Raw genomic sequence first — 24140 nt, 5'->3', positions numbered from 1 at the left:
GACACCACCCACCGGATGCGGGATAACAAGGTTCATACAGTATTCGTCGACTGTATGCAATGTACCGCGAGAGCAGCTCCACCCCCTACGAAGGGACAGGACTTCGCCATGCCCGACGACACCCAGGACGTGATTTCCGGTGGTCATCTCGTTGCCAAGGCGCTCAAGGCAGAGGGAGTCGACCGCATCTACACGTTGTGCGGCGGCCACATCATCGACATCTACGACGGCTGCGTCGACGAGGGCATAGAGGTCGTCGACGTCCGCCACGAGCAGGTCGCCGCCCACGCCGCCGACGGTTACGCCCGCATCACCGGCAAGCCCGGCTGCGCCGTCGTCACCGCCGGCCCCGGAACGACCGACGCCGTCACCGGGGTCGCCAACGCGTTCCGCGCGGAGTCCCCGATGCTGCTGATCGGCGGCCAAGGGGCCCTCACCCAGCACAAGATGGGCTCACTGCAGGACCTGCCGCACGTCGACATGATGACGCCGATCACCAAGTTCGCGGCGGCCGTGCCGGACACGGCGCGCGCGGCGGACATGGTGTCGATGGCGTTCCGCGAGTGCTACCACGGCGCGCCCGGCCCGTCCTTCCTGGAGATCCCGCGCGATGTGCTGGACGCCAAGGTGCCGGTGGACAGGACGCGGGTCCCGAAGGCCGGCGCCTACCGCGCCTCGACCCGCTCCGCCGGCGACCCCGAGGCCATCGAGAAGCTCGCCGACCTGCTCGTGCACGCCGAGAAACCGGCCATTCTGCTCGGCAGCCAGGTCTGGTCGACCCGCGGCACCGAGGCGGCCATCGAGCTCGTACGCACCCTGAACATCCCCGCGTACATGAACGGCGCGGGACGCGGCACCCTCCCGCCCGGCGACCCGCACCACTACCAGCTCTCCCGCCGCTACGCCTTCTCCAACGCCGACGTCATCGTCATCGTCGGCACGCCCTTCGACTTCCGCATGGGCTACGGCAAGCGGCTGTCCCCCGACGCGACCGTCGTGCAGATCGACCTCGACTACCGCACCGTCGGCAAGAACCGCGACATCGACCTCGGCATCGTCGGCGACGCCGGACTGGTGCTGAAGTCGGTCACCGAGGCCGCCTCCGGACGCGTCAACGGCGGGGCCGCCAAGCGCAAGGAGTGGCTGGACGAGCTGCGCGCGGCCGAGCAGACCGCCATCGAGAAGCGGCTGCCCAGCCTGAAGTCCGACGCCTCGCCGATCCATCCGTACCGCCTGGTCAGCGAGATCAACGACTTCCTCACCGAGGACTCGATCTACATCGGCGACGGCGGCGACATCGTCACCTTCTCCGGGCAGGTCGTCCAGCCCAAGTCGCCCGGGCACTGGATGGATCCGGGCCCGCTCGGCACCCTCGGCGTCGGCGTCCCCTTCGTGCTCGCGGCCAAGCAGGCGCGGCCCGACAAGGAGGTGGTCGCCCTCTTCGGCGACGGCGCCTTCTCCCTGACCGGCTGGGACTTCGAGACCCTGGTCCGCTACGACCTCCCCTTCGTCGGCATCGTCGGCAACAACTCCTCGATGAACCAGATCCGTTACGGCCAGAAGGCCAAGTACGGCGAGGAGCGCGAGCGGGTCGGCAACACCCTCGGCGACGTCCACTACGACAAGTTCGCGCAGATGCTGGGCGGTTACGGCGAGGAGGTCCGCGACCCCGCCGACATCGGCCCCGCCCTGCGCCGCGCCCGCGAGTCGGGCAAGCCGTCGCTGATCAACGTCTGGGTCGACCCGGACGCGTACGCCCCCGGAACCATGAACCAGACCATGTACAAGTGAGGTGACCTGGTGACCACCGAGACCACCGAGCCCATCTCGACCTCGCAGCCGTCCAAGGCTCTTGCGGGTGTCCGCGTCCTCGACATGACCCACGTCCAGTCCGGGCCCTCCGCGACCCAGCTGCTGGCCTGGCTCGGCGCGGACGTCATCAAGCTGGAGGCGCCGACCGGGGACATCACGCGGGGGCAGCTGCGCGACCTCCCGGACGTCGACTCCCTCTACTTCACGATGCTCAACTGCAACAAGCGGAGCATCACCCTCAACACCAAGACCGAGCGCGGCAAGGAGATCCTCACCGAGCTGATCCGGCGCTCCGACGTCATGGTCGAGAACTTCGGACCGGGCGCGGTCGACCGCATGGGCTTCACCTGGGACCGCATCCAGGAGATCAATCCGCGGATCGTCTATGCCTCCATCAAGGGGTTCGGCGAGGGCCCGTACACCAACTTCAAGGCGTACGAGGTCGTCGCGCAGGCCATGGGCGGGTCGATGTCGACCACCGGTTTCGAGGACGGGCCACCGCTGGCGACGGGGGCCCAGATCGGGGACTCGGGCACGGGCGTCCACGCCGTGGCGGGGATCCTCGCGGCGCTGTTCCAGCGCGAGCACACCGGGCGCGGCCAGCGGGTCAACGTGGCCATGCAGCACGCCGTGCTCAACCTCTGCCGGGTGAAGCTGCGCGATCAGCAGCGCCTGACCCATGGCCCGCTCGCTGAATATCCGAACGAGGACTTCGGCCGGGAAGTTCCCAGGTCCGGAAACGCGTCCGGTGGTGGCCAGCCCGGCTGGGCGGTCAAGTGCGCGCCGGGCGGCCCGAACGACTACGTGTACGTCATCGTGCAGCCCGTCGGCTGGAAGCCGCTCAGCGAGCTCATCGGCCGTCCCGAACTGGCCGACGACCCCGAGTGGTCGACGCCGCAGGCCCGGCTGCCCAAGCTCAACAAGATGTTCCAGCTGATCGAGGAGTGGTCCTCGACCCTGCCCAAGTGGGAGGTGCTGGAGCGGCTCAACGCCCACAACATCCCGTGCGGGCCGATCCTGTCCACCAAGGAGATCATCGAGGACGCCTCGCTGGTCGCCAACGAGATGGTCGTCACCGTGCCGCACCCCGAGCGCGGCGAGTTCGTGACCGTGGGCAGCCCCCTGAAGCTCTCCGACTCCCCCGTCGAGGTGACCAGTTCACCGCTGCTCGGCGAGCACAACGAAGCGGTCTACATCGGCGAGCTCGGCCTCGGTGACGAGGAACTGCGCCTGCTCAAGTCGAACGGAGTGATCTGACGTGATGGCCGAAGACCGGGTGCTGAGGGTGCGGTCGCTCCTCGACACTGTGCGGGCCGAGGGGCGGACCGCGCTGACCGCGCCCGAGGGCAAGGTGATCGCCGACGCGTACGGCATCGCCGTACCGGGAGAGGAGCTGGCGACCGACGTCGACGAGGCCGTCTCGTACGCGGCGCGCTTCGGCGGACCGGTCGTGATGAAGATCGTCTCCCCGGACATCCTGCACAAGACCGACGCCGGCGGTGTGATCGTCGGCGTCGAGGGCGCCGCGGACGTCCGGGCCGCGTTCCACCGGATCGTCGAGAACGCGCGCGCGTACGACGCCTCGGCGCGGATCGAGGGCGTACAGGTCCAGGAGCTGCTGCCGCAGGGGCAGGAGGTCATCGTCGGTTCGGTGACGGACCCGACGTTCGGGAAGGTGGTGGCCTTCGGGCTAGGCGGTGTGCTCGTCGAGGTCCTCAAGGACATCACGTTCCGGCTGGCGCCGGTGAGCGCCGACGAGGCGATGTCCATGCTGGACTCGATCCGGTCGGCGGAGATCCTGAACGGGGTGCGCGGCGCCGCGGGCGTGGACCGGTGGGCGATCGCCGAGCAGATCCGCCGGGTGTCCCAGCTGGTGGCGGACTTCCCGGAGATCGCCGAGGTGGACCTCAACCCGGTGATCGCGACCCCTGAGGGCGCGGTCGCCGCCGACATCCGCGTGATCCTCGCCGAGAAGCAGCCGCCCCCGCGCAGGACGTACACGCGCGAGGAGATCCTCACCTCGATGCGCCGTCTGATGCAGCCGTCCTCGGTCGCCGTCATCGGTGCCTCCAACGAGCCGGGCAAGATCGGCAACTCCGTGATGCGCAACCTCATCGACGGAGGCTTCGCCGGTGAGATCCATCCGGTGAACCCCAAGGCCGATGACATTCAGGGCCGCAAGGCGTACAAGAGTGTGACGGACGTTCCCGGTGAGGTGGATGTGGCGGTCTTCGCTATCCCCGCCAAGTTCGTGGCCTCGGCCCTCGAAGAGGTGGGACGCAAGAACATCCCCAACGCCGTGCTGATCCCCTCCGGTTTCGCGGAGACCGGCGAGCACGAACTCCAGGCGGAGATCGTCGCGATCGCCGAGCGGCACGGCATACGCCTCCTCGGGCCGAACATCTACGGCTACTACTCGACGTGGCAGGACCTGTGCGCCACGTTCTGCACGCCGTACGACGTCAAGGGCGGGGTGGCGCTGACCTCGCAGTCCGGCGGCATCGGCATGGCGATCCTGGGCTTCGCCCGCACCACGAAGACGGGTGTGTCGGCCATCGTGGGCCTGGGCAACAAGTCGGACCTCGACGAGGACGACCTGCTGACCTGGTTCGGCGAGGACCCGCACACCGAGTGCATCGCGATGCACCTGGAGGACCTCAAGGACGGGCGCGCCTTCGTGGAGGCCGCGCGGGCGACCGTGCCGAAGAAGCCGGTCGTGGTGCTGAAGGCGGGCCGTACGGCGGCGGGCGCGAAGGCCGCCGGCTCGCACACCGGGGCGCTCGCGGGCGACGACGCCGTCTACGACGACATCCTGAAGCAGGCCGGTGTCATCAGGGCGCCGGGCCTGAACGAGATGCTGGAGTACGCGCGCGCGTTGCCCGTCCTTCCCACCCCCAAGGGCGACAACGTCGTGATCATCACCGGGGCGGGCGGCAGCGGTGTGCTGCTGTCGGACGCGGTGACCGACAACGGCCTGTCCCTGATGGAGATACCGCCGGACCTGGACGAGGCCTTCCGGAAGTTCATCCCTCCCTTCGGGGCCGCGGGCAACCCGGTCGACATCACCGGGGGCGAGCCGCCGTCGACGTACGAGGCGACGATCCGGCTCGGCCTGGAGGACCCCCGCATCCACGCGCTGGTCCTCGGCTACTGGCACACCATCGTCACTCCCCCGATGGTCTTCGCGGAGCTCACCGCGCGCGTGGTGGCCGAGTTCCGCGAGCGCGGCATCGAGAAGCCCGTGGTGGCCTCCCTCGCGGGTGACGTCGAGGTCGAGGAGGCCTGCCAGTACCTCTACGAGCGCGGGGTCGTGGCGTACCCGTACACGACCGAGAAGCCGGTGGCGGTCCTCGGCGCGAAGTACCGCTGGGCGCGGGCGGCGGGCCTGTTGGGGGGCGGTTCATGACGTGAGCGAACGCGGGGCCGGCCGGCAGTGCGGCCGGTCGGCCCCCGGGACCCGTGCGCACGCGAAACGCATTGGACAGGGGGCGCTGGCCAGAGCTTTCGACGCAAGGGGCACTGAGCAATGGCAACGACCTACCATCCGTCCGTCCCGCGCAGGGAGGTGACGGACCGCAACGGCCGCGTGTATCGGATCGGCGAATCGGATGTCGATCTGATGGGCCGGTCACGCACCTGGATGGCCGTCCTGCCCTGGGTGGGCACGACGGGCATCAGCGCCGCCGCGTTCGCTTTCGCGGCGGCGGCAGACCCGCTCCACACGGCGCATCCATGGAGCGGTCAGGACATCTATCGGCTGCTGGGCGTCTGGGTCTTCTTCCAGGCGGCCGTGGCCTTCCCCGCCGGGCGGCTGCGCGAGAGCGGCAGGCTCCCGGCGCGTACGGCGATGACGATCGGCGCCCTGGGCACGCTGCTGGGCGGAGCGGCCCTGGCGTTCGCGCCGAACGACAGCGCCGCCCGCCTCGGCTTCGCCGTGTGCGGCGGCATCGGCACCGGTCTCGTCCACGCGACCTGCGTGAACACGACCGGCAAGTGGTTCCCGGAGCGCAGGGGCGCCACGACCGGCCTCGTCGGCGGCGGTCCGGCCCTCGGGGCCCTACCGTTCGTCATCCTGCTCGCCGCGGGCCTCGACCTGAGCAAGGAGGGGGCCGTGCTCACCGGTGTGGGCATCGGGCTGTGCCTGGCGGTGGCCGCGGCCGGCCGGCTCCTCCAGGACCCGCCGAAGAACTGGTGGCCCGCGCACATCGATCCACTGAGGCAGGCCACCGACCCGAGGATCCGCCGGGCACTGCGGAAGAACCCGCCGGCGGTCAGGCACTACACCCCGAAGGAGGCCGCTCGCACACCCGTCCTGTGGATGATGTCGATCTGTCTGCTGTGCACGACCGGCATCGCCGTCCTCGGCATCGCCGTCCTCGTGCCGTTCGGCGAGGAGACGGGCTTCGCCGACGCGACCGTCACCACGGCGATCGTCCTGACGGCCCTCGTCGCCGGCGCCGCAGGCGGTGTCGTCGGCCGGATCTCCGACCGTTACGGGCGCCGCAACACGCTCAGCATCGTCTGCATCGGGCTCGGCACGGCGCAGTTCGGCGTGCTGGTCTCCGGGCGGGCGGGCAGCATGCCGTTCTTCCTGCTGTGCGCCGTGGTCGTCGGCCTGTGCGGCGGGGCGCTGCTCCCGCTGTTCGCGGCCATGACGGCGGACTACTTCGGCGAGAACGACAACGCCGCCATTTACGGCCTGATCCACAGTTCGACGGCGATCGCCGGAGTCGTCGGCCTCGTGACGGGCGCGCTCGTCACCGGCTCCCCGGACTACGACGGCGCGTTCGTACCGGCCGGCTCCCTCGGCCTCGCCACCGCAGTACTGGCGCTCTTCCTCAAGGCACCGGGCAGGCCGAACGCCCGGCGCATCGTCCCCAACCCGCACCCGCTCGGCGAGGAGATGTCACTGACATGACCGCGGACCCCATAGCAACAGGCAGCTCATCGGCGGATCCAGGCGCCGCGCACCGCCCCTACCGAGAAGTGACCGACGCCCGCGGCCGCGTCTACCGCGTCGGCGAGACGGACCGGGACATCCTCGGTCACTCCCGCAAGTTCATGGTGTATCTCCCGTGGATCGCCATGATGGCCATCAGCGTCTCCGAGTACGCCTACGGCTCCGCGGAGGACACCCTCTCCGAGGCGCACGGCTGGACGCAGAGCAACACCTTCTGGATCCTGAGCATCTGGGTGTTCTTCCAGGCGGGCATCGCGTTCCCGGCCGGCTGGCTGCGCGAGCGCGGCATCCTCACGGCGCGCCGCGCCATGTACACGGGCGCCGCGATGTGTCTGGTCGGCTTCCTGGCCCTGTCCCACCTCGACAACGTGCTGCTGGCCGTCCTCGGCTTCGGTGTGGTCGGCGGCCTGGGCTCGGGCCTGATCTACGCGACCTGCATCAACATGGTCGGAAAGTGGTTCCCTGAACGGCGGGGCGCGAAGACGGGCTTCGTCAACGGCGGCTTCGCCTACGGCTCGCTGCCGTTCATCTTCATCTTCAACTACGCCTTCGACACCGGGAACTACAACGAGGTGCTCGACCTGATCGGCGTCTATGTGCTGATCGTGGTGGCCGCCTGCGCCTTCTTCTTCCGGGACCCGCCGAAGAACTGGTGGCCCTCCGAGATCGACCCGCTGTCGTACTCGGGCAACACCAAGAGCGCGGCCAGCCTCGCCAAGAACCCTCCCGCGGTACGCCAGTTCACGCCGAAGGAGGCCATCAGGACGGGCATGCTGCCGCTGATGTGGATCACCGTCGTCATGACGGCGGGTGTGTCGATCTTCGGCATCTCCTTCCAGGTCGACTACGCCAAGGAAGCCGGCTTCGGACCGCTGGTGGCGGCCTCCTCGATGGGCGTCATGGCCGTCATCAACGGCGTCGGCCGGGCCGTCGTCGGCTGGCTGTCGGACCTGTGGGGCCGCAAGCTGACCCTGGTGTTCGTCATCGTGATCCTGGGCCTCGCCCAGTTCGGCGTCATCTGGGCCGGTGACATGAAGAACGAGTGGCTGTTCCTGTTCTTCGCGTTCCTCTCCGGCTTCGGCGGCGGCGCCTTCTACCCGATGTTCGCCGCCCTCACCCCGGACTACTTCGGGGAGAACTACAACGCCACCAACTACGGCCTGGTGTACAGCGGCAAGCTGGTCAGCGGACTGTTCGGCGGCGGCCTCGGCTCCATGGTGGTCGCGGCCTGGGGCTACAACGGGGCGTACGCCCTCGCGGGCGGCATCTCGATGGTCGCCGCGGCGATCGCGCTGCTGCTGCGTCAGCCCGGGCGCAGTGGAAAGGACGCACCCCTTGCGCAGCCGCAGCCCGCGAGCTGACGGCACGCGCGCGTGAGGAGGCCCTCCCCGGTTGCGGGGAGGGCCTCCTCATGTCCGTTCGCCGAAAGAAGTCAGCACTTCTCGCGCAGGGAGTGCAGATACGCGCTGGAGCGGCGCGCGAACGTGAACGACTCGGTGGGCTGGTCGTGTTCGGTCTGCCAGTGGTGGGCGAGGCGCTCGCCGCGCAGCCGGGTCACGGCGGTGATGAACTTCTTGTAGTCGATGTCGCCGTCGCCGACGTCGACCATGCGGTACCCGAACTCGTTGTCGGGGTCGCTCACTCCGTCCTTGACGTGGAAGAGCGGATAGCGGTGGGGCTGCTTGAGCACGTAGTCGAGGGGCTCGAAGGGTGCGGGCGAGCCGTCGGGCCGCTTGGAGAAGCGGAACTGGCCCGCGTACGCCCAGAAGATGTCCATCTCCAGGTAGACGAGACCGGGGTCGGTCTCGGCGAGCAGTACGTCGTAGAGGCGGACCTTGGGGTTGTCGGTGGCGAAGGCGAACTCGTCGGAGTGGTTGTGCTGGTAGAACTTCATGCCGCGCTTCTTGGCCGCGGCGCCGTAGGTGTTGAACTCCTCGGCGGCCCGCTTCCAGGCGTCGACGGTGTTGCCGTAGCGGTTCGGGCCCGATGCGGTGCCGATGTGCTTGAGACCGAGGGCCTGGGCGTCGTCGAGGACCTGGTTGAGGTTCTGGGCGAAGGTGTAGGCGTTCGGGTCGCTGGAGTAGTAGCCGACGTGGCTGCCGATCGGGTTCAGGCCGTGGTTCCTCGCCAGCCGCTTGAGCTGGGCCAGGGTGATGGGCCCCGTGCCCTGGGTGTATCCGGCGAACTCGATCTCGTCGTACCGGTACTTCTCCAGTTCGGCGAAGACGGGCGCGAAGCCCAGCGAAGCGACCTTGTCGCGCAGGCTGTACAGCTGGACGCCGAGCCGCCCGGGCGGCAGGACGGGCCGTCCGCGGCCGTGGCCGGAGGCGTCCGCCGCGGTGGCCGGGGCGGCGGAGGCGGGGGCCGCCGCGCCCAGCAGGGCGGCGGCGGTGGCGCCCGCGGCCACGCCGAGCATGCCTCGTCTGGTGAGGCGGTGGGTGAGTTCGGGGTCGGTCGGTGAAGTGCGGCTCATGCCTGGAACTCCTCGGGGTCAAAGGGCGTTGTCAGTGGTGAGTGCTTCACTTGTGACCAGTCGGATCACCTGGATCCGAGGGGCCGGTGGGGCCGGTCCGTCAGGTGAGACCGGCGAGTCGGAGCAGGATTGACTTCACATCGGTGGCCGCGACGCGGTCACCGACAGCGCGGGGAGTGGAGCAGATGAGGAGCGGACCGTCGTCGTCGCTCGCAGGGAGGCGGCCGTGGCTGCCGCGAATAGGTGAGGGATCCAGGGGCACGACCGCCATGCGGTAGCGCATGCCGAGCTTCTTGCGCGCCAGCGCGGTCGCGGCCTTGACCTTGACGTAGGGGTCGAGGGGATCCATGAAGAGTTCGACCGGGTCGTAGCCGGGTTTGCGGTGGATCTCGACGAGCTGTGCGAAGTCTGGCGCGCGGGAGTCGTCGAGCCAGTAGTAGTACGTGAACCAGGCGTCCGGCTCCGCGACGGCGACCAGCTCGCCGGAGCGCGGATGGTCGAGGTGATGGCTCTTCTTGCCCTCGTCGTCGAGGAGTTGACCGATGCCGGGCAGCCCGGTCAGTGCGGCGCGCGTGGCGTCGAGGTCCTCGGGCCGGCGCACATAGACATGGGCGATCTGGTGGTCGGCGACCGCGAAGGCGCGCGAGGCCATCGGGTCGAGGTACTCCATCCCGTCCTGGGTGTGCACTTCCAGGAGTCCGGCGCGGCGCAGGGCCCGGTTGATGTCGACGGGGCGGTCCGCGCGGGTGATGCCGTACTCGGACAGGGCGACGACGGTACGGCCCTCGGCGCGGGCGTCGTCGAGGAGCGGGGCCATGGCGGCGTCGAGGTCGGCGGCCGCTTTCAGGGAGCGCGGGTCGTCGGGGCCGAAGCGCTGCAGGTCGTAGTCGAGATGAGGGAGGTAGCACAGCGTCAGGTCCGGGTGCCGGGTGCCCATGATGTGGCGGGTCACGTCGATGATCCACTGGCTGGAGACCAGGTCCGCTCCGGGTCCCCAGAAGTGGAAGAGGGGGAAGGTGCCGAGTTTTGCGGTGAGTTCGTCGTGCAGGGCCGGGGGCCGGGTGTAGCAGTCGGGTTCCTTGCGGCCGTCGGCGTAGTAGACCGGGCGGGGGGTGACGGTGAAGTCGGTGTCGGCGCCCATGGCGTACCACCAGCAGATGTTGGCGACGGTGTAGCCGGGGTGGGCGCGGCGGGCGGCGTCCCAGAGTTTGTCGCCGGCGACGAGCCCGTTGTGCTGGCGCCACAGGAGGACGTCGCCGAGTTCGCGGAAGTACCAGCCGTTGCCGACGATGCCGTGTTCGGACGGATGGGTGCCGGTCAGGAAGGTCGACTGGGCGGCGCAGGTGACGGCGGGCAGGACGGTGCCGAGCGCGGCCCGGGAGCCGGACTGGGCGAGCGACTTGAGGTGGGGCATGTGGTCGAGGAGACGGGGGGTGAGGCCGACGATGTCGAGGACGAGGAGCGGGGTGGGGTCGGGGCCGGCCGACTGGGTGGTCATGGCAGCTCCTTCAGGCCGAGGTCGGTCAACAGGTCGCGGGCCAGGGTGAGTTCGGCGGCGATGCCGTCGGCGAGCTGGGCCCGGCCGCGGGGCCGCAGCTCGGGCGGAAGGGCCTGCCAGGTGTAGGTCTCGACCTCCAGATGGCGGGTGAGCGGGTGCGGGCCGCCGACGAGCCGGGTCAGCGCGGCCTTGAGGACGGGGAGTGTGGAGGTGAGGGGCGCGGCGGGGGCCGCGTGCAGGGGGACGTGGAAGTGGGAGCGCCAGGGTCCGGCGTCGGGCAGGGCATCGGCGTGCAGGGCCTCGCCGAGGTCGTCGGTGCCACGCAGGCCCGCGGCGGTGGAGGTGCGGGTCTGGTGCAGGAAGCGCGGTTCGTCGAAGGCGGCGAGGGCCGCGCGGACCTCGGGGAGATGGGGGTGTTCGGCGTGCAGGGCGGCTGAGAGCTGGGACTTGACGACGGGGACGCGGGCCGCGGTGAGCGCGTCCAGGGCGGTGTGCGGATCTTCGAAGGAGGTGGCGAGATGGCAGGTGTCGACGCAGATGCCGATGCGGGGGTGGGCGATCGCGGTGAGCGGGGCGAGGGCGTCCTCGGTGGTTTCGACGACGCAGCCGGGTTCGGGTTCGAGGCCGACGCGGATGGAGCGGCCGGTCAGTTCGTCGAGGGCGTCGAGCCGTTCGGCGAGGGTGACCAGGGCGGTGTGGGCCTTCTCTGCACGGCCCTCCTCATAGGCGGTGCGCCAGGCGAGCGGCAGGGTCGAGACGGTGCCCTCGGTGACGTCGTCGGGGAGGAGCCCGGCGAGGACGCGGGCCAGGGCGGTGGTGTGGTCGAGTCGCTCGGGATCGGCCCAATCGGGCCGGTACACGCGGTACTTGACCTCCTCGGCGCCGAAGCCTTCGTAGGGGAAGCCGTTGAGGGTGACGACCTCCAGGCCGCGCCGGTCGAGCTCGGTGCGCAGCCCGCGCAGGGCGGACGGGTCGGTGACGAGGGCGTGCGCGGCGTCCTTGGCGAGCCACAGTCCGATGCCGAGGCGGTCGCGGCCGAGCCGGCGGCGGACGGGCTCGCAGTGGTCGCGGAGTTGTGCGAGGACGCCGTCGAGGGTTTCGGCCGGGTGGACGTTGGTGCAGTAGGCGAGGTGGACGGTGGAGCCGTCGGGGTGGCGGAAGCGCATGGCTCACGCCCCGCCCCGCAGGATGGAGTTGCCCTCGTGGGTGGCTTCGGTGACCGCGATGTCGAGGTTGAGCCGGCCGCTGAGTCCGTAGAAGGCGACGGGGTTGCGCCACAGCACACGGTCGACCTCGTCCTCGGTGAAGCCCTCGGCCAGCATCAGGTCGCCGACCCTGCGGGTCTTGAGGGGGTCGCTGCGGCCCCAGTCGGCGGCGGAGTTGACCAGCACCTGCTCGGGTCCGTACGAGCGCAGGATCGCGATCATCCGTTCCTCGTCCATCTTGGTGTCGGGATAGACGGAGAAGCCGAGCCAGCAGCCGCTGTCCTTGGCCTCCTTGACGGTGGTCTCGTTGAGGTGGTCGATCAGGACGCGGTCCGGGGCCAGCGCGGACTCCTGCACGACGTCGAGGGTGCGGCGCAGCCCGGCGAGCTTGTCGCGGTGCGGGGTGTGCACGAGGGCGGGCAGGTCGTGGTCGGCGGCCAGCTGGAGCTGTGTGGCGAGGGCGGTGTCCTCCGCGGGGGTCATCGAGTCGTAGCCGACCTCGCCGACGGCCACGACCTGGTCCTTGACGAGATAGCGGGGCAGTTCGTCGAGGACGGGCACACAGCGCGGGTCGTTGGCCTCCTTGGGGTTGAGGGCGATCGTGCAGTGGTGGGCGATGCCGTACTGCGCGGCGCGGAAGGGCTCCCAGCCCAGGAGGGAGTCGAAGTAGTCGAAGAAGGAGGCGGGCGAGGTGCGGGGCTGACCGAGCCAGAAGGCGGGTTCCACCAGGGCGCGGACACCCGCGGCGTGCATGGCCTCGTAGTCGTCGGTGGTCCGCGACGTCATATGGATGTGGGGGTCGAAGATGCGCATCAGGACTCCTTGCCGTCGGTGCCGCGCGCTCCGTGCCGGACGGACTGCGCGGGTGGGGTGGCCGTGGGGTCGGTCAGGGTCAGGACGCGGTGGAGGTCCTCGGGCACGGGACGGCCCGCGGCGGTGCGCTCGGCGGCGTAGTCGCGGAGCATGCGGGCGAGTTCGGCGTCGGCGTGGGCGCGGCGGTCAAGGTCGGCGACCTCGGCGACGGGCACACCGGTGAACAGGCACTTCAGGACGGCGTGGCGCCAGTGGTGGGGCGCCAGGTGCCGGGCCGCGTACGGGCCGACGGCGGCGGCGAGGATACGGGTGTCGTTGGTGCGCAGGGCGTCCTCGACCAGCGGGAGCGCCTCCGGCCCGTCGACCAGGTGGGGCAGGGCGCGCAGGACGGAGCGGCGTTCGGCGGCGGTGCCCTGGGAGTAGACGCGGGAGAGGGCGTCCGTGCCGGCGCGGGCGGAGTGCATGATCAGCACCCGGGCCGCATCGGCGTACTCGGCACCGCACCGGCGCCCCGCTTCGGCAAGACGCAGCTCCCACACGGAGATCGGCCCGCGAATACCGGGCTGTGCGGCGGCCTCACCGAGCGCCTGCTCGAGCCAGTCCCGGGCGTCCGCGTCGAGATGCGCCCTGAGCCGGTCGTACAGGTCGGCAGGTGAGCCGGAGGCAGGGGTGCCCTCCGGGTGCTTGGCAGGGGTGCCCTCCGGGTCCGTGGCGGGGGTGGTGGCTTCGGAGTTCGCCGCGGGGGTGTCCCAGGCGGTGTGCGGGTGCGTCATGAGGGGGTGCTCCCTTCGGGGGTGGCGGAGGGATCGCCGTGGGGTGGGGCGGGCACCGGGGCGAGGCTGGGTGTCCTCGTGGCTGTCTCGGCTGTCTGGTGGAGGAAGTGGAGGGAGTGTTCGGCGAAGTGGGGGCCTGCGTGGGAGTGGCGGGGGAGTTCGACGACGGTCAGGCCCTGGTAGGCGGATTCGGCGAGGGCTTTGAGGACGGGTGGGAAGTCGATTTCGCCGTCGCCGAAGGGGAGGTGTTCGTGGACGTCGCGGCGCATGTCCTCGATCTGGACGTGGCGCAGCCAGGGGGCCGCGGCGCGTACGCAGTCGGCGGGAGGGAGGGGTTCGAGGCACTGGCAGTGGCCGATGTCCAGGGTGAGGCCGAGGTGTTCCGGGTTGCCGAGGTGGCCGCGCAGTCGGTGGAAGTCGGCGAGGGTGGCGAGGAGATGGCCCGGTTCGGGTTCGACGGCGACGGGAACGCCGGCGGCGGTGGCGGCGTCCAGGACGGGGGTGAGCGCGTCGGCCAGGCGTTTCCACGCGGTGTCGGTGTCCGTGCCGTGCGGTGTGATCCCGCTGAAGCAGTGCACGGCGTGGGCACCGAGGTCGGCGGCGACCCGGACCGCCCGGATCAGCAGGTCGACGCGCCGGGCCCGGTCGTCGGGGTCCGGGTCCAGCAGGGACGGGCCGTGCTTGCGCCGCGGGTCCAGCACATAGCGGGCGCCGGTCTCCACGGTGACGTCGAGCCCCAGCTCGGCCAGCCGCCCCGCGAGCCGGTGGGTGCGGGCGGGCAGGTCGGGGGCCATCGGGTCGAGATGCATGTGATCGAGGGTCAGCCCGACGCCGTCGTAGCCGAGGTCGGCGAGCAGGGCGAGGGCGTCGTCGAGACGGAGGTCGGCGAGTCCGTTGGTGCCGTAGCCGAATCGGAAGGGAGCGGTCCCGTTGTGTGCGCTCATGTGATGCTCACCGTCCTCGCGAACCGCCTGCCGAGCGGGGCCAGCGCGGCGACCAGCAGACCGGCAAAGAGGCCACCGGCACGGGCCGCGAGGGCCGCCTGGAGCGGGATGGTGGCGCGGATGCCGCCGGCGACGGCGCGTTGAGTGAGCGGAGGAGAGGGGTTGAGCGTGGCGTGGAGGTAGGGGCGGGCGGCGGTGGCCGCGTAGGCGGCGGCGAGGGCCGGGCGCAGAAGGGAGGCGGTCGTTTCGGAGGCGGTGCGGACGGCCGCGCCTCCGGCCTCGGGTGTGGTGCCCGGCAGGCCGCCGGGGGCTGCTTCCCTGCGGCCTGCCGGGGGTCGGGGAGGGCGGCGGGTGGCCAGGCGGGCCAGTGCGGCGGTGGTGGCGAGGGCGGCCAGTGGGGGCAGTGGAGAGCCGCCCGTTGTCTCCCGGCGGGAGACGGCCGTCACCGCGAGGGTGTGCGTGCCGAGCAGCGCCGCGGAACTCAGGGCCTCGCGGGTGCGGCCCGTGGTGGCCGCCGCGCCGAGGAGCAGGTCGAGTCCGCGGGCCGCGGCCATGGCGGGCGGTCCTGCCGGGGTGTGTTTGAGGGCGAGGTCGTATGCCCAGACCGTGGCCGCCAGCGGTGCGGCGACCGCGAGGGCGGGGCGGCCGGCGCGTGCGGCGAGGGCGAGCCCGGCTCCCGTGAGCGCGCAGGCCGCGGTCAGGGCGGCGGCCGGGTGGATGCGGCCGGAGGGCAGGGGGCGGTGGGGGCGTTCGGCGGCGTCCTCCTCGCGGTCCGCCCAGTCGTTGAGAGCCATGCCGGCCTCGTAGAGGCAGAGGGAGGAGCCGATGGCGAGCAGGGTGCGGGGGCCCGGGGCCGCGGCGGTCGCCGCCGCGCCGGCGAGCGCGTCGCCGGGAACCGTGAACAGGGCGGGCAGACGCAGCAGTTCGGCCCAGGCACGTCTGCGGCTCGCGCGTCCGGAGCGCGGGGTTGGCGCAACGGCCCCGCTCACCGCGACTGCTCCGGTCGGCGCCCACCACGGGGAACGGCACCACGATCTCCGCCGTACGCGTCCCCCACTTCGCCGGCCGACCCCGCGTCCCCCACCTCGCCGGCCAAACCGGCGTCCCCCACATCTCGTACGCCCCGCAATTGCTCCGCGAACCCCGACAGCGCCGCGTACTGCTCCCCCAGGGCCGAAGGCCCCTCCCCCACCGGGTCCTTGAAGTAGAAGCCGAGTGGGCCGAGCGGACCGGACAGGCCCGCTTCGTGGGCGCGGGCGACGAGGCGTGCCAGGTCGAGTACGAGCGGTGCCGCGAGGGAGGAGTCGCAGCCCTGCCAGATGGTCTGGAGGATCATGCGGGTGCCGAGGAAGCCGTCGAAGGCGATGTGGTCCCAGGCGGTCTTCCAGTCGCCGAGCGCGGGGACGTCGTCGATGTGGACCTCGCCCTCGGGCGTCGTGCCGAGGGTGTCGGCGAGGACGCGTTCCTTGCCCGCGTTCTTCGCGGCGGCGGCGCCCGGGTCGGCAAGGGCGGCGCCGTCGCCCCCGCCGAGCAGGTTGGCGCCGGACCAGGCGCGGACGGCGAGGGCCCGCTGGGTGAACATCGGGCCGAGGACGGAACGCAGCAGCGTCTGGCCCGTCTTGCCGTCGCGGCCCGCGTACGGCAGACCGCTGGATGCGGCCGCCGCGGCCAGCGCCGGGTGGTGCAGGCCGGTGGAGGGGGTGAAGTTGACGTAGGGGCAGCCCGCGCGCAGGGCCGCGGCCGCGTAGAGCGAGCTGGGCGGGAGGGCGTGTCCGGTGGCCGGGGGTTCGGTGGAGGCCACGTTCACGACGACGGCACGCGTCAGGCCGCAGCGTCGTACGAAGTCGCTGATGTCGGCGGCGAAGGCGGCGATCAGCTCGTCCTCGTCGCGGCTGTCGCCGGGGGTGGGGCCACCGGGTCTGATCTCCCGGTCGGCGGCGGCCAGTTCGGACGCCACCGCCGTGGGCAGGCCCGGCGGAAGGACGCCGCCCGCGGCGAGTGCCTCCGCTCGCTTGGGGAGCGGGCAGTCCAGGGTGTCGTGGCCGCCGAAGACCAGGGAGGTGAGGGGCGGCAGGCCCGCGTCGGCGAACACCGGGGTCTCGGTGACCAGGCCGGTCGGCGGATGCAGGCCGGCGGTGAGGGCGGCGCAGCCCGCCACGACGGTGGTCGCGACGGAGCCGCGCGCGCCGATCAGCCATACGCCGACGCGCGAAGGAGTGGGGGATTCGGAAACGGACGCGGACATGGGCAGCCTCCTTGTCGAGCGCGTCGTGCCGGAAGACGGCGGGCGGAGGTCCGGCGTCCCCCGCCCGCCGCCGATCAGTTGCCCTTGCCGGGCAGTTCCTTGATCCGGATGTCGCGGAAGGACACCTGGTCGTCGGCTCCGTGGTTCTGGATGCCGATGTGTCCGTCACGCAGGCTCCGGGCCGGAACGGTGTTGGTGAAATCGTTGATCTTCACGCCGTTGAGCCAGATGCGAAGGTGCTCGCCCTCGACCCGGATCTCGTACGTGTTCCACTGCCCCGGCGGGTTCAGCGCACGGTCGCGCTTCTTCAGGTCGGCGGAGCGGAAGCCGTAGACGGACCCCGTCGTCTTCTCGGGTACGTCGGTGGCGTCGATCTGGATCTCGTAGCCGTTGTCGACGGCCGACCACGGGTCGTCCGAGGGCGGGAAGCCCACGAACACACCGGAGTTGTCGTCTCCGTCGGCGCCGGACATCTTCCAGTCGAGCTTCAGGGAGTACGAGGTGAAGCCCGAGGTGGCGTACCAGAGCAGGCCCATGCCGCCCGACGACGTCAGGGTGCCGTCGTCGTCGAGGGTGAAGGAGCCCGGGCCCGCCTGTTTCCAGCCGTCCAGCGAGGCGGCCGTGCCGTCGAAGAGCGGACGGTAGCCGTTCTCCGGGCGGCAGTCGGCCTGGGCGTCACCGATCGCCCACCGGATCCCACCCAACAGGTGCTGCCGGTAGGCGGGTTCGGTGTACGACTCCTTGGTGTGGCCGAGGCCGGTGTAGAAGGCCCGGCCGCCCTGGTAGTTCTGGCACCAGGAGATCGGGTGGTCGCCGTTCATGGTGCCGCCGCTGTAGGACGACTCGTCGAGCGAGGCGAGGACATGGGCCCGCTCCCGCGGGTTGGAGCGGTAGTTGTACCACTCGTCGGTGCGGTCCCAGGTCGGCCCCAGGCCCGCGGTGGCGGGGTGGGAGCGGTCCTCGACGTTCACCCTCGCCTGCTGGATCGCCGGGTGCGACTGGAACCAGGCGCCGGCGAGGCCGCCGTAGAAGGGCCAGTCGTACTCGGTGTCGGCGGCGGCGTGGATGCCGACGTAGCCGCCGCCGTGCCGGATGTAGCCCTCGAACGCGCCCTGTTGGGTCGCATCGAGGACGTCACCCGTCGTGGACAGGAACACGACCGCGTCGTAGCGCCGCAGGTTCTTCGCGGTGAACGCGCCCGCGTCCTCGGTGGCGTCGACGGCGAAGCCGCCGCTCTCACCGAGTTGCTTCACCGCCGCCACGCCGTCGGGGATGGAGTCGTGCCGGAAGCCGGCCGTCTTGGAGAAGACCAGCACCCGTTTGCCGTCGGCGTCGTGTCCGCCCGACGGCCCGCCAGACTGTGAGGAGGCGGGTCCCGAGACGCAGCCGAGCAGGAGCCCGGCTCCGACAACGACGGTGGCCAGTCTGCTGGTTGAGCGCATCACATGCCCTCCTCTCAGCCGGTGGTGAAGGTGAAGTCGTCGACGTCGAACAACGCGCCCGAGCCGCCCTTGAAGACCAGGTAGAGCGTGGTCGTGCCCTTCGGCGCGCGGGACAGATCGGCGCTGACGTCCTGGAAGTTCTCCCAGCCGCCGGTCACCGGCACGGTCGCCTTGCCGAGCAGGGTGCCCTTCGCGGAGCCCGCGCGGATCTCGAGGGTGCCGCCCGCGCCGCCCGACGAGATGCGCGCGGTGACGGACTTGGCGTTGTTGAGGACGTACGGCGTGAAGGAGATCCAGTCGCCGTTGTCGATGTTGCCGACCGTCTTGCCGCCGTGCGCCGTCTCCTTGGCGATGGCGTCGACTCCGGAGGCGTTGGAGAAGTGCTCGGCCTGGCGGTGCCTGGGCTGCAGGACGTTGCGGTCGTGCGTGGTCAGTGCGGCCTGGCCGCCGCCTCCGTTGTCGGTGTACTCGGCGTCGAGGACGCCGAAGATGTTGGCGTTCTCGTCGTGGCCGCCGTCGGCGGTGGTCTGGATGGTGCCGGTGCAGCCGTTCGCGGAGGTGATCGGGTGCCCGTGGGTGTCGTGGCCGAGGATGAAGGTGACCGTGACCTTCGAGCAGTCGATGGCGCGGCCGTCCTCCGGGTCGGTGACCTTCACCTTGAACGGCACCGCGTCACCGAAGCTGAACAGCTGGCCGTCCTTGGGCAGTTCGACCGTCACCTTCGGGGCGGTGTTGCCGACCACGATCTGCACGCTCGCGCTGCCGGTGCGGCCGCTTGTGTCCTTCGCGGTCACGGTCGCGGAGTAGGTGCCGTTCTTCCGGTACGTGTGCGTCGGGTTCGCCGCCGTCGACGTGCCGCCGTCGCCGAAGTCCCAGCTGTAGGTGAGGGCGTCACCGTCCTGGTCGATGGAGCCCTCGGAGGAGAACCGCACCTTCAGAGCCGCCTGTCCGGACGTCTTGTTCGCCGCCGCCTGCGCGACCGGCGAGTGTCCGTCGGTGGCGTTCTCGATGCGGTACAGGCCCGAGTTCTCGTCGCCGCCGAACCATGCGGTGCCGTAGTCGAGGACGTAGAGCGCGCCGTCGGGGCCGAACGCCATGTCCATCACCTGGGTGCCGGTCCACGGGAAGGCGTTGATCGACTGCACGGTGCCGTTGTCGTCGCTGACGATCCGCTTGATCCAGCGTCGGCCGAACTCGCCGGCGAAGAAGTTCCCGTCGTAGGCCTCGGGGAACTTGACCGGTGAGTCGAGCGAGGCGTCGTAGTGGTAGACCGGGCCGCCCATCGGGGACTCCGAGCCGTCGCCGAGCTCCGGGACGGACGGGCCGTCGTAGGGGATCCAGGCGGGCTGGGCGGGCGGCAGGTCGGTGAGGCCGGTGTTGTTGGGGGAGGTGTTTTTCGGCGCGTTGCAGTCGAAGGTCGCGCCGGAGGTCTTGGTCGCGAAGTCGTAGTCGACGTACGGGTCGTTGTCGCCCGTGCAGTACGGCCAGCCGAAGTTGCCGGCGGCGGTCACGCGCGCGAACTCGACCTGGCCGCCCGGTCCGCGGGCCGGGTCGGCGGCGCCCGCGTCGGGGCCGTAGTCGCCGACGTAGAGGATGCCGGTCTTCTTGTCGACGCTGAAGCGGAACGGGTTGCGGAAGCCCATCGCGTAGATCTCGGGCCGCGTCTTGTCGGTGCCGGGCGCGAAGAGGTTGCCGTCGGGGATGGTGTACGAGCCGTCCTCGGCGACCTTGATGCGCAGGATCTTGCCGCGCAGGTCGTTGGTGTTGCCGGCCGAACGCTGCGCGTCGAAGGCGGGGTTGCGGTCGGAGCGCTCGTCGATGGGGGTGAAGCCGTCGGACTGGAAGGGGTTGGAGTCGTCGCCCGTCGACAGGTACAGGTTGCCCGCCGCGTCGAAGTCGATGTCACCGCCGACGTGGCAGCAGATGCCCCGCGACGTCTTCACGTCGAGGACCTTCTTCTCGCTGGCAGTGTTCAGGGTACCGTCGGCGTTCAGGGTGAAGCGGGAGAGGCGGTTGACGCCGTCGAAGGGCGCGAAGTCGGCGGCGGTGCCGGTCTCGGGGGCGTCGCCGGCCGGGGTGTCGAGCGGGGGCGCGTAGTAGAGGTAGATGGCGCGGTTGTTCGCGAAGTCCGGGTCCACGCCGATGCCTTGGAGGCCTTCCTCGTCGTGGGAGTAGACGTCGAGCTTGCCGATGACCCGGGTGTTGCCCGCGGCGTCCGTCATGCGCAGTTCGCCGTCGCGCGAGGTGTGCAGGACCGAGCGGTCGGGCAGTACGGCGAGCGACATGGGCTCACCGGTCTCCGGTTCGCCCTTGGCCAGGGTGACCTGCTGGAAGTCCTCGGCCGCGGCTGCCGCCGGCGCGGCCCCGGGATCGGCGACCACGGCGCCGGCCTGGGGAGCGGTGAGGCTGAGGGATGCGCCCGCGAGGAGCGCGCCGCCGAGGAGGGCGACGGCTCTGCGGAAGCGGTGTCTGTGGGCCTCGATTCTGTCGGTGCTGGTGGTGCTGGTGTTCCCGTGCACGGATGCCTCCCAGTAAGGGGCCGGTTGTACGGGTGGGTGAAGTGCGCCGGGATGCGCCGGCATCCCGGAGAGCTGATGAACGTTCAGTTGTGCGTCGGAACGGCTCAGTTGTGCGTCGGAACGGCTCAGTTGCCGAACGCCGCGTCGAAGGAGGCGGACGGCGGCTCGAAGTCGAAGGCCTTCAGACGGGTCAGGGCCTCGGGGGCGCCCTGCAGCCGGTCCATCCCCGCGTCCTCCCACTCGACGGAGACGGGGCCCCGGTAGTCGATGGAGCGCAGCATCCGGAAGACGTCCTCCCAGGGGACGTCGCCGTGTCCGGCGGAGACGAAGTCCCAGCCGCGGCGCGGGTCGCCCCAGGGCAGATGGGAGCCGAGGCGGCCGTTGCGGCCGTCGAGGCGCTTGCGGGCCTCCTTGCAGTCCACGTGGTAGATCCGGTCGCGGAAGTCCCACAGGAAGCCGACCGGGTCGAGGTCCTGCCACACGAAGTGCGACGGGTCGAAGTTCAGGCCGAAGGCAGGGCGATGGCCAACCGCCTCCAGGGCGCGGTGAGTTGTCCAGTAGTCGTAGGCGATCTCGCTGGGGTGGACCTCGTGGGCGAAGCGCACGCCCTCCTCGTCGAAGACGTCCAGGATCGGGTTCCAGCGCTCGGCGAAGTCGTCGTAGCCGCGCTCGATCATGGACTCGGGCGCGGGCGGGAACATGGCGACCAGGTGCCAGATCGCGGAGCCGGTGAAGCCGATGACGGTGTCGACACCGAGGGCGGCCGCAGCGCGTGCCGTGTCCTTCATGCGCTGCGCGGCACGCTGCCGTACGCCCTCGGGGTCGCCGTCGCCCCACACGTCGCCCGGCAGGATGGCCTGGTGGCGTTCGTCGATGATCGCGTCGCACACGGCCTGGCCGGTCAGATGGTTGGAGACGGCCCAGCACTTGAGGCCGTACTTGTCGAGCAGCTGCTTCCTGGAGTCGATGTACGCGGAGTCCGCGAGCGCCTTGTCGACCTCGAAGTGGTCGCCCCAGCAGGCGAGTTCGAGGCCGTCGTAGCCGAAGTCGCGGGCCAGGCGGCACACCTCTTCGAGCGGCAGGTCGGCCCACTGGCCGGTGAAGAGCGTGAACTGGCGCGGCATGCTGAACCCTCCTCAGGCGGCGATCGGCGTGTAGACGGAGTTCTTCTCGGCGCTCTCCTCCACCGCCGCCAGCACGCGCTGCACCTGCAGCCCGTCGGCGAAGGAGGGTTCGGGCCGGCGGCCCGCGGCGACCGCGTGGACGAGGTCGCGGGCCTGGTGGACGAAGGTGTGCTCGTAGCCCAGGCCGTGGCCCGGCGGCCACCAGGCGTCCAGATAGGGGTGGTCGGGTTCGGTGACCAGGATGCGGCGGAAACCGGCGTGCGTCGCGGCCTCGGTACCGTCGTGGTACGACAGCTCGTTGAGCCGCTCCAGGTCGAAGGCCAACGAGCCGTGCGTGCCGTTGAGTTCGATACGCAGGGCGTTCTTGCGGCCGGTCGCGTACCGGGTGGCCTCGAAGGAGGCGAGGGCGCCGGAGGTGAAGCGTCCGGTGAACAGCGCCGCGTCGTCGACGGTGACCTGACCGGTGCCGGCGGACTGCACCGCCGACAGGCCGCTGGTGGCGCCGACGGGCAGCGGCCGCTCCCGTACGAACGTCTCCGTCATCGCGGACACCCCGGCCAGCTGCTCGCCCGCCAGGTACTGCGCGAGGTCGACGACATGGGCGCCGAGGTCGCCGAGGGCGCCCGAGCCAGCCAGCTCCTTGCGCAGCCGCCAGGTGAGGGGGAACTGCGGGTCCACGAGCCAGTCCTGGAGGTACGTCACCCTCAGGTGCCGCAGGGTGCCGAGCCTGCCCTCGGCGATCATGTTCCTGGCCAGGGCGGTGGCGGGCACCCGGCGGTAGTTGAAGCCGACCATCGCCAACTGGCCGCGCCCGTAGGCCGCTTCGGCCGCGTCGGCCATCGCCCTGGCCTCCTCGACAGTGTTCGCGAGGGGCTTCTCGCACAGTACGTGCTTGCCCGCGGCGAGGGCGGCGAGGGCGATCTCGGCATGGCTGTCACCGGGCGTGCAGATGTCGACGAGGTCGACGTCGTCCCGCGCGACCAGGGCCCGCCAGTCGGTCTCGGTCGCCGCCCAGCCGTGCCGGTCGGCCGCCCGGCGCACCGCCTGCGCGTCCCGCCCGCAGATCACGCTCAGGACCGGGCGGAGCGGCAGGTCGAAGGCGTGGCCCGCGGTGCGCCAGCCCTGTGAGTGGGCGGCGCCCATGAAGGCGTAGCCGACCATGCCGACGCGCAACGGCGGCTTCGCCGCCTCCGGCCCGTCCGGCTGCTGGGGCTCTCCCATACGGATGTCCTCCTCGTCCTCGTGGTGAATGCGCCGTGGGGGGTGCGGGGCGGATTCGGTCAGCGGAAGCCCGTGGGCATGTACTGGTCGACGTTGTCCTTGTCGACGACGGCCGAGTAGAGCGTCAGCGAGGCCGGGATCTCGAACTCGGCGAGGCCGCTGATGCCCTTGGCCTGGCCCAGCGCGCGGGCGAGGTCGATGGCGGAGGCGGCCATCGTCGGCGGGTACAGGACGGTCGCCTTCAGTACGCCGTTGTCCTGCTTGATGGCCTGGAAGGCGGACAGGGCGCCCGCGCCGCCCACCATCAGGAAGTCGTCGCGTCCGGCCTGCTCGATGGCGCGCAGCGCGCCCACGCCCTGGTCGTCGTCGTGGTTCCACAGGGCGTCGAACTTGGGCTGCGCCTGCAGGAGTTGGGCCATCTTGGCCTGTCCGGACTCGACCGTGAACTCGGCGGCCTGGCGGGCCACCTTCTTGATGTTGGGGTAGTTCTTCAGGGCGTCGTCGAAGCCCTGGGTGCGCTGTTTGGTCAGCTCCAGGTTGTCCAGGCCGGCCAGTTCGATGACCCTGGCGTTCGACTTCCCCTTGAGCTTCTCGCCGATGTACGTGCCCGCGTTCAGGCCCATGCCGTAGTTGTCGCCGCCGATCCAGCAGCGGTACGCCTGCGGGGAGTTGAAGATGCGGTCGAGGTTGACGACCGGGATGCCCGCGCGCATCGCCTTCAGTCCGACCTGGGTGAGCGCCTTGCCGTCGGCGGGCAGCACGACCAGGACGTCGACCTTCTTGTTGATCAGGGTCTCGATCTGGCCGATCTGGGCGGCCGTGTCGTTGGAGCCCTCGGTGATCTCCAGCGTGACGTCGGAGTACTTCTTGGCCCGGCTCTTGGCGTTGTCGTTGATCGCGTTGAGCCAGCCGTGGTCGGCCTGCGGGCCGGCGAAGCCGATGGTGACGTGCTTGCCGGGCTTGTCGTCGGCGGCCGACTGGTCGTTCGCGGCCGGCTTCTCGTCCTTGGAGTCGTTGCTGGTGCAACCGGCTAGGACGGCGGTGGCGGAGACGGCTGCGGTTCCGAAGAGCAGTCCTCTGCGGCTGGTGGTATGTGACATGGCACCACGAG

General features: G+C 70.8%; 18 protein-coding genes. 5 read left to right on the top strand and 13 right to left on the bottom strand.

Annotation, left to right across the window (positions count from 1 at the left end; translation table 11 throughout):
- Positions 1-108 precede the first annotated feature (108 nt).
- The 5 genes from MQN93_RS03105 to MQN93_RS03085 all read left to right on the top strand — a co-directional run bounded on the left by MQN93_RS03105 (position 109) and on the right by MQN93_RS03085 (position 8133).
- A complete protein-coding gene (locus tag MQN93_RS03105; RefSeq protein WP_242708166.1) occupies positions 109-1791 on the top strand; it encodes a thiamine pyrophosphate-binding protein in 1683 nt (560 codons plus the stop codon).
- Positions 1792-1824: 33 nt separating this feature from the next.
- Positions 1825-3069, top strand: coding sequence for a formyl-CoA transferase (gene frc, locus MQN93_RS03100; protein WP_308404250.1), 1245 nt, complete (start codon positions 1825-1827; stop codon positions 3067-3069).
- A gap of 4 nt (positions 3070-3073) precedes the next feature.
- Positions 3074-5218, top strand: coding sequence for an acetate--CoA ligase family protein (locus tag MQN93_RS03095; protein ID WP_242708508.1), 2145 nt, complete (start codon positions 3074-3076; stop codon positions 5216-5218).
- A 120-nt stretch (positions 5219-5338) separates the two neighbouring features.
- Positions 5339-6730 carry an OFA family MFS transporter gene (locus tag MQN93_RS03090; protein ID WP_242708165.1) on the top strand — a complete coding sequence of 464 codons (1392 nt, stop codon included), beginning with the start codon at positions 5339-5341 and terminating at the stop codon, positions 6728-6730.
- The gene (locus MQN93_RS03085; protein WP_242708164.1) at positions 6727-8133 is read left to right on the top strand and encodes an OFA family MFS transporter; all 1407 of its coding nucleotides are present in this window, start codon (positions 6727-6729) and stop codon (positions 8131-8133) included. Before MQN93_RS03090 ends, MQN93_RS03085 begins: the two co-directional genes overlap by 4 nt.
- A gap of 71 nt (positions 8134-8204) precedes the next feature.
- On the opposite strand, the gene MQN93_RS03080 is transcribed toward MQN93_RS03085, so the two are convergent.
- The 13 genes from MQN93_RS03080 to MQN93_RS03020 form a co-directional block, all read right to left on the bottom strand.
- Positions 8205-9245: a sugar phosphate isomerase/epimerase family protein gene (locus tag MQN93_RS03080; RefSeq protein WP_242708163.1), complete on the bottom strand. Its 1041-nt coding sequence runs from the start codon at positions 9243-9245 to the stop codon at positions 8205-8207.
- A gap of 100 nt (positions 9246-9345) precedes the next feature.
- Positions 9346-10743, bottom strand: coding sequence for an alkaline phosphatase family protein (locus MQN93_RS03075; protein WP_242708162.1), 1398 nt, complete (start codon positions 10741-10743; stop codon positions 9346-9348).
- Positions 10740-11909, bottom strand: coding sequence for a metabolite traffic protein EboE (gene eboE / locus MQN93_RS03070; protein ID WP_242708161.1), 1170 nt, complete (start codon positions 11907-11909; stop codon positions 10740-10742). Before eboE ends, MQN93_RS03075 begins: the two co-directional genes overlap by 4 nt.
- A gap of 3 nt (positions 11910-11912) precedes the next feature.
- Positions 11913-12761, bottom strand: coding sequence for a TatD family hydrolase (locus tag MQN93_RS03065; RefSeq protein WP_242708160.1), 849 nt, complete (start codon positions 12759-12761; stop codon positions 11913-11915).
- Complete coding sequence (locus MQN93_RS03060) at positions 12761-13534, bottom strand: EboA domain-containing protein (RefSeq protein ID WP_242708159.1); 774 nt, start codon at positions 13532-13534, stop codon at positions 12761-12763. The genes MQN93_RS03065 and MQN93_RS03060 overlap by 1 nt, the downstream gene beginning before the upstream one ends.
- On the bottom strand, positions 13531-14478 hold the full coding sequence (locus MQN93_RS03055; protein ID WP_242708158.1) for a sugar phosphate isomerase/epimerase family protein: 948 nt from the start codon (positions 14476-14478) through the stop codon (positions 13531-13533). The genes MQN93_RS03060 and MQN93_RS03055 overlap by 4 nt, the downstream gene beginning before the upstream one ends.
- Positions 14475-15467, bottom strand: a complete 993-nt coding sequence (locus MQN93_RS03050; protein ID WP_242708157.1) for an SCO3242 family prenyltransferase — start codon at positions 15465-15467, stop codon at positions 14475-14477. The genes MQN93_RS03055 and MQN93_RS03050 overlap by 4 nt, the downstream gene beginning before the upstream one ends.
- The gene (locus tag MQN93_RS03045) at positions 15464-16723 is read right to left on the bottom strand and encodes an inositol-3-phosphate synthase (protein WP_242708156.1); all 1260 of its coding nucleotides are present in this window, start codon (positions 16721-16723) and stop codon (positions 15464-15466) included. The genes MQN93_RS03050 and MQN93_RS03045 overlap by 4 nt, the downstream gene beginning before the upstream one ends.
- Before the next feature lie 74 nt (positions 16724-16797).
- A complete protein-coding gene (locus tag MQN93_RS03040) occupies positions 16798-18165 on the bottom strand; it encodes a ThuA domain-containing protein (RefSeq protein WP_242708155.1) in 1368 nt (455 codons plus the stop codon).
- Positions 18166-18179: 14 nt separating this feature from the next.
- On the bottom strand, positions 18180-20684 hold the full coding sequence (locus MQN93_RS03035) for a PQQ-dependent sugar dehydrogenase (protein WP_242708154.1): 2505 nt from the start codon (positions 20682-20684) through the stop codon (positions 18180-18182).
- Positions 20685-20809: 125 nt separating this feature from the next.
- Positions 20810-21808: a sugar phosphate isomerase/epimerase family protein gene (locus tag MQN93_RS03030; RefSeq protein WP_242708153.1), complete on the bottom strand. Its 999-nt coding sequence runs from the start codon at positions 21806-21808 to the stop codon at positions 20810-20812.
- Positions 21809-21820: 12 nt separating this feature from the next.
- Complete coding sequence (locus MQN93_RS03025; protein WP_242708152.1) at positions 21821-23029, bottom strand: Gfo/Idh/MocA family protein; 1209 nt, start codon at positions 23027-23029, stop codon at positions 21821-21823.
- A gap of 59 nt (positions 23030-23088) precedes the next feature.
- A complete protein-coding gene (locus tag MQN93_RS03020; RefSeq protein ID WP_037780135.1) occupies positions 23089-24129 on the bottom strand; it encodes a substrate-binding domain-containing protein in 1041 nt (346 codons plus the stop codon).
- Positions 24130-24140: the final 11 nt, after the last annotated feature.

This window comes from Streptomyces spinosisporus, assembly GCF_022698145.1.
Classification (GTDB): Bacteria; Actinomycetota; Actinomycetes; order Streptomycetales; family Streptomycetaceae; genus Streptomyces; species Streptomyces spinosisporus.
Note: the sequence above shows the minus strand (reverse complement) of the source record. Positions and strands in the feature narration are given on the sequence as shown.

Bases quoted from the DNA above. Each gene is read 5' to 3' on its own strand.
- MQN93_RS03105 (WP_242708166.1), top strand. From the start codon at position 109: ATGCCCGACGACACCCAGGACGTGATTTCCGGTGGTCATCTCGTTGCC.
- MQN93_RS03095 (WP_242708508.1), top strand. From the start codon at position 3,074: ATGGCCGAAGACCGGGTGCTGAGGGTGCGGTCGCTCCTCGACACTGTG.
- MQN93_RS03090 (WP_242708165.1), top strand. From the start codon at position 5,339: ATGGCAACGACCTACCATCCGTCCGTCCCGCGCAGGGAGGTGACGGAC.
- MQN93_RS03085 (WP_242708164.1), top strand. From the start codon at position 6,727: ATGACCGCGGACCCCATAGCAACAGGCAGCTCATCGGCGGATCCAGGC.
- MQN93_RS03080 (WP_242708163.1), bottom strand. From the start codon at position 9,245: ATGAGCCGCACTTCACCGACCGACCCCGAACTCACCCACCGCCTCACC.
- MQN93_RS03075 (WP_242708162.1), bottom strand. From the start codon at position 10,743: ATGACCACCCAGTCGGCCGGCCCCGACCCCACCCCGCTCCTCGTCCTC.
- eboE (WP_242708161.1), bottom strand. From the start codon at position 11,909: ATGCGCTTCCGCCACCCCGACGGCTCCACCGTCCACCTCGCCTACTGC.
- MQN93_RS03065 (WP_242708160.1), bottom strand. From the start codon at position 12,761: ATGCGCATCTTCGACCCCCACATCCATATGACGTCGCGGACCACCGAC.
- MQN93_RS03060 (WP_242708159.1), bottom strand. From the start codon at position 13,534: ATGACGCACCCGCACACCGCCTGGGACACCCCCGCGGCGAACTCCGAA.
- MQN93_RS03055 (WP_242708158.1), bottom strand. From the start codon at position 14,478: ATGAGCGCACACAACGGGACCGCTCCCTTCCGATTCGGCTACGGCACC.
- MQN93_RS03045 (WP_242708156.1), bottom strand. From the start codon at position 16,723: ATGTCCGCGTCCGTTTCCGAATCCCCCACTCCTTCGCGCGTCGGCGTA.
- MQN93_RS03040 (WP_242708155.1), bottom strand. From the start codon at position 18,165: ATGCGCTCAACCAGCAGACTGGCCACCGTCGTTGTCGGAGCCGGGCTC.
- MQN93_RS03030 (WP_242708153.1), bottom strand. From the start codon at position 21,808: ATGCCGCGCCAGTTCACGCTCTTCACCGGCCAGTGGGCCGACCTGCCG.
- MQN93_RS03025 (WP_242708152.1), bottom strand. From the start codon at position 23,029: ATGGGAGAGCCCCAGCAGCCGGACGGGCCGGAGGCGGCGAAGCCGCCG.
- MQN93_RS03020 (WP_037780135.1), bottom strand. From the start codon at position 24,129: ATGTCACATACCACCAGCCGCAGAGGACTGCTCTTCGGAACCGCAGCC.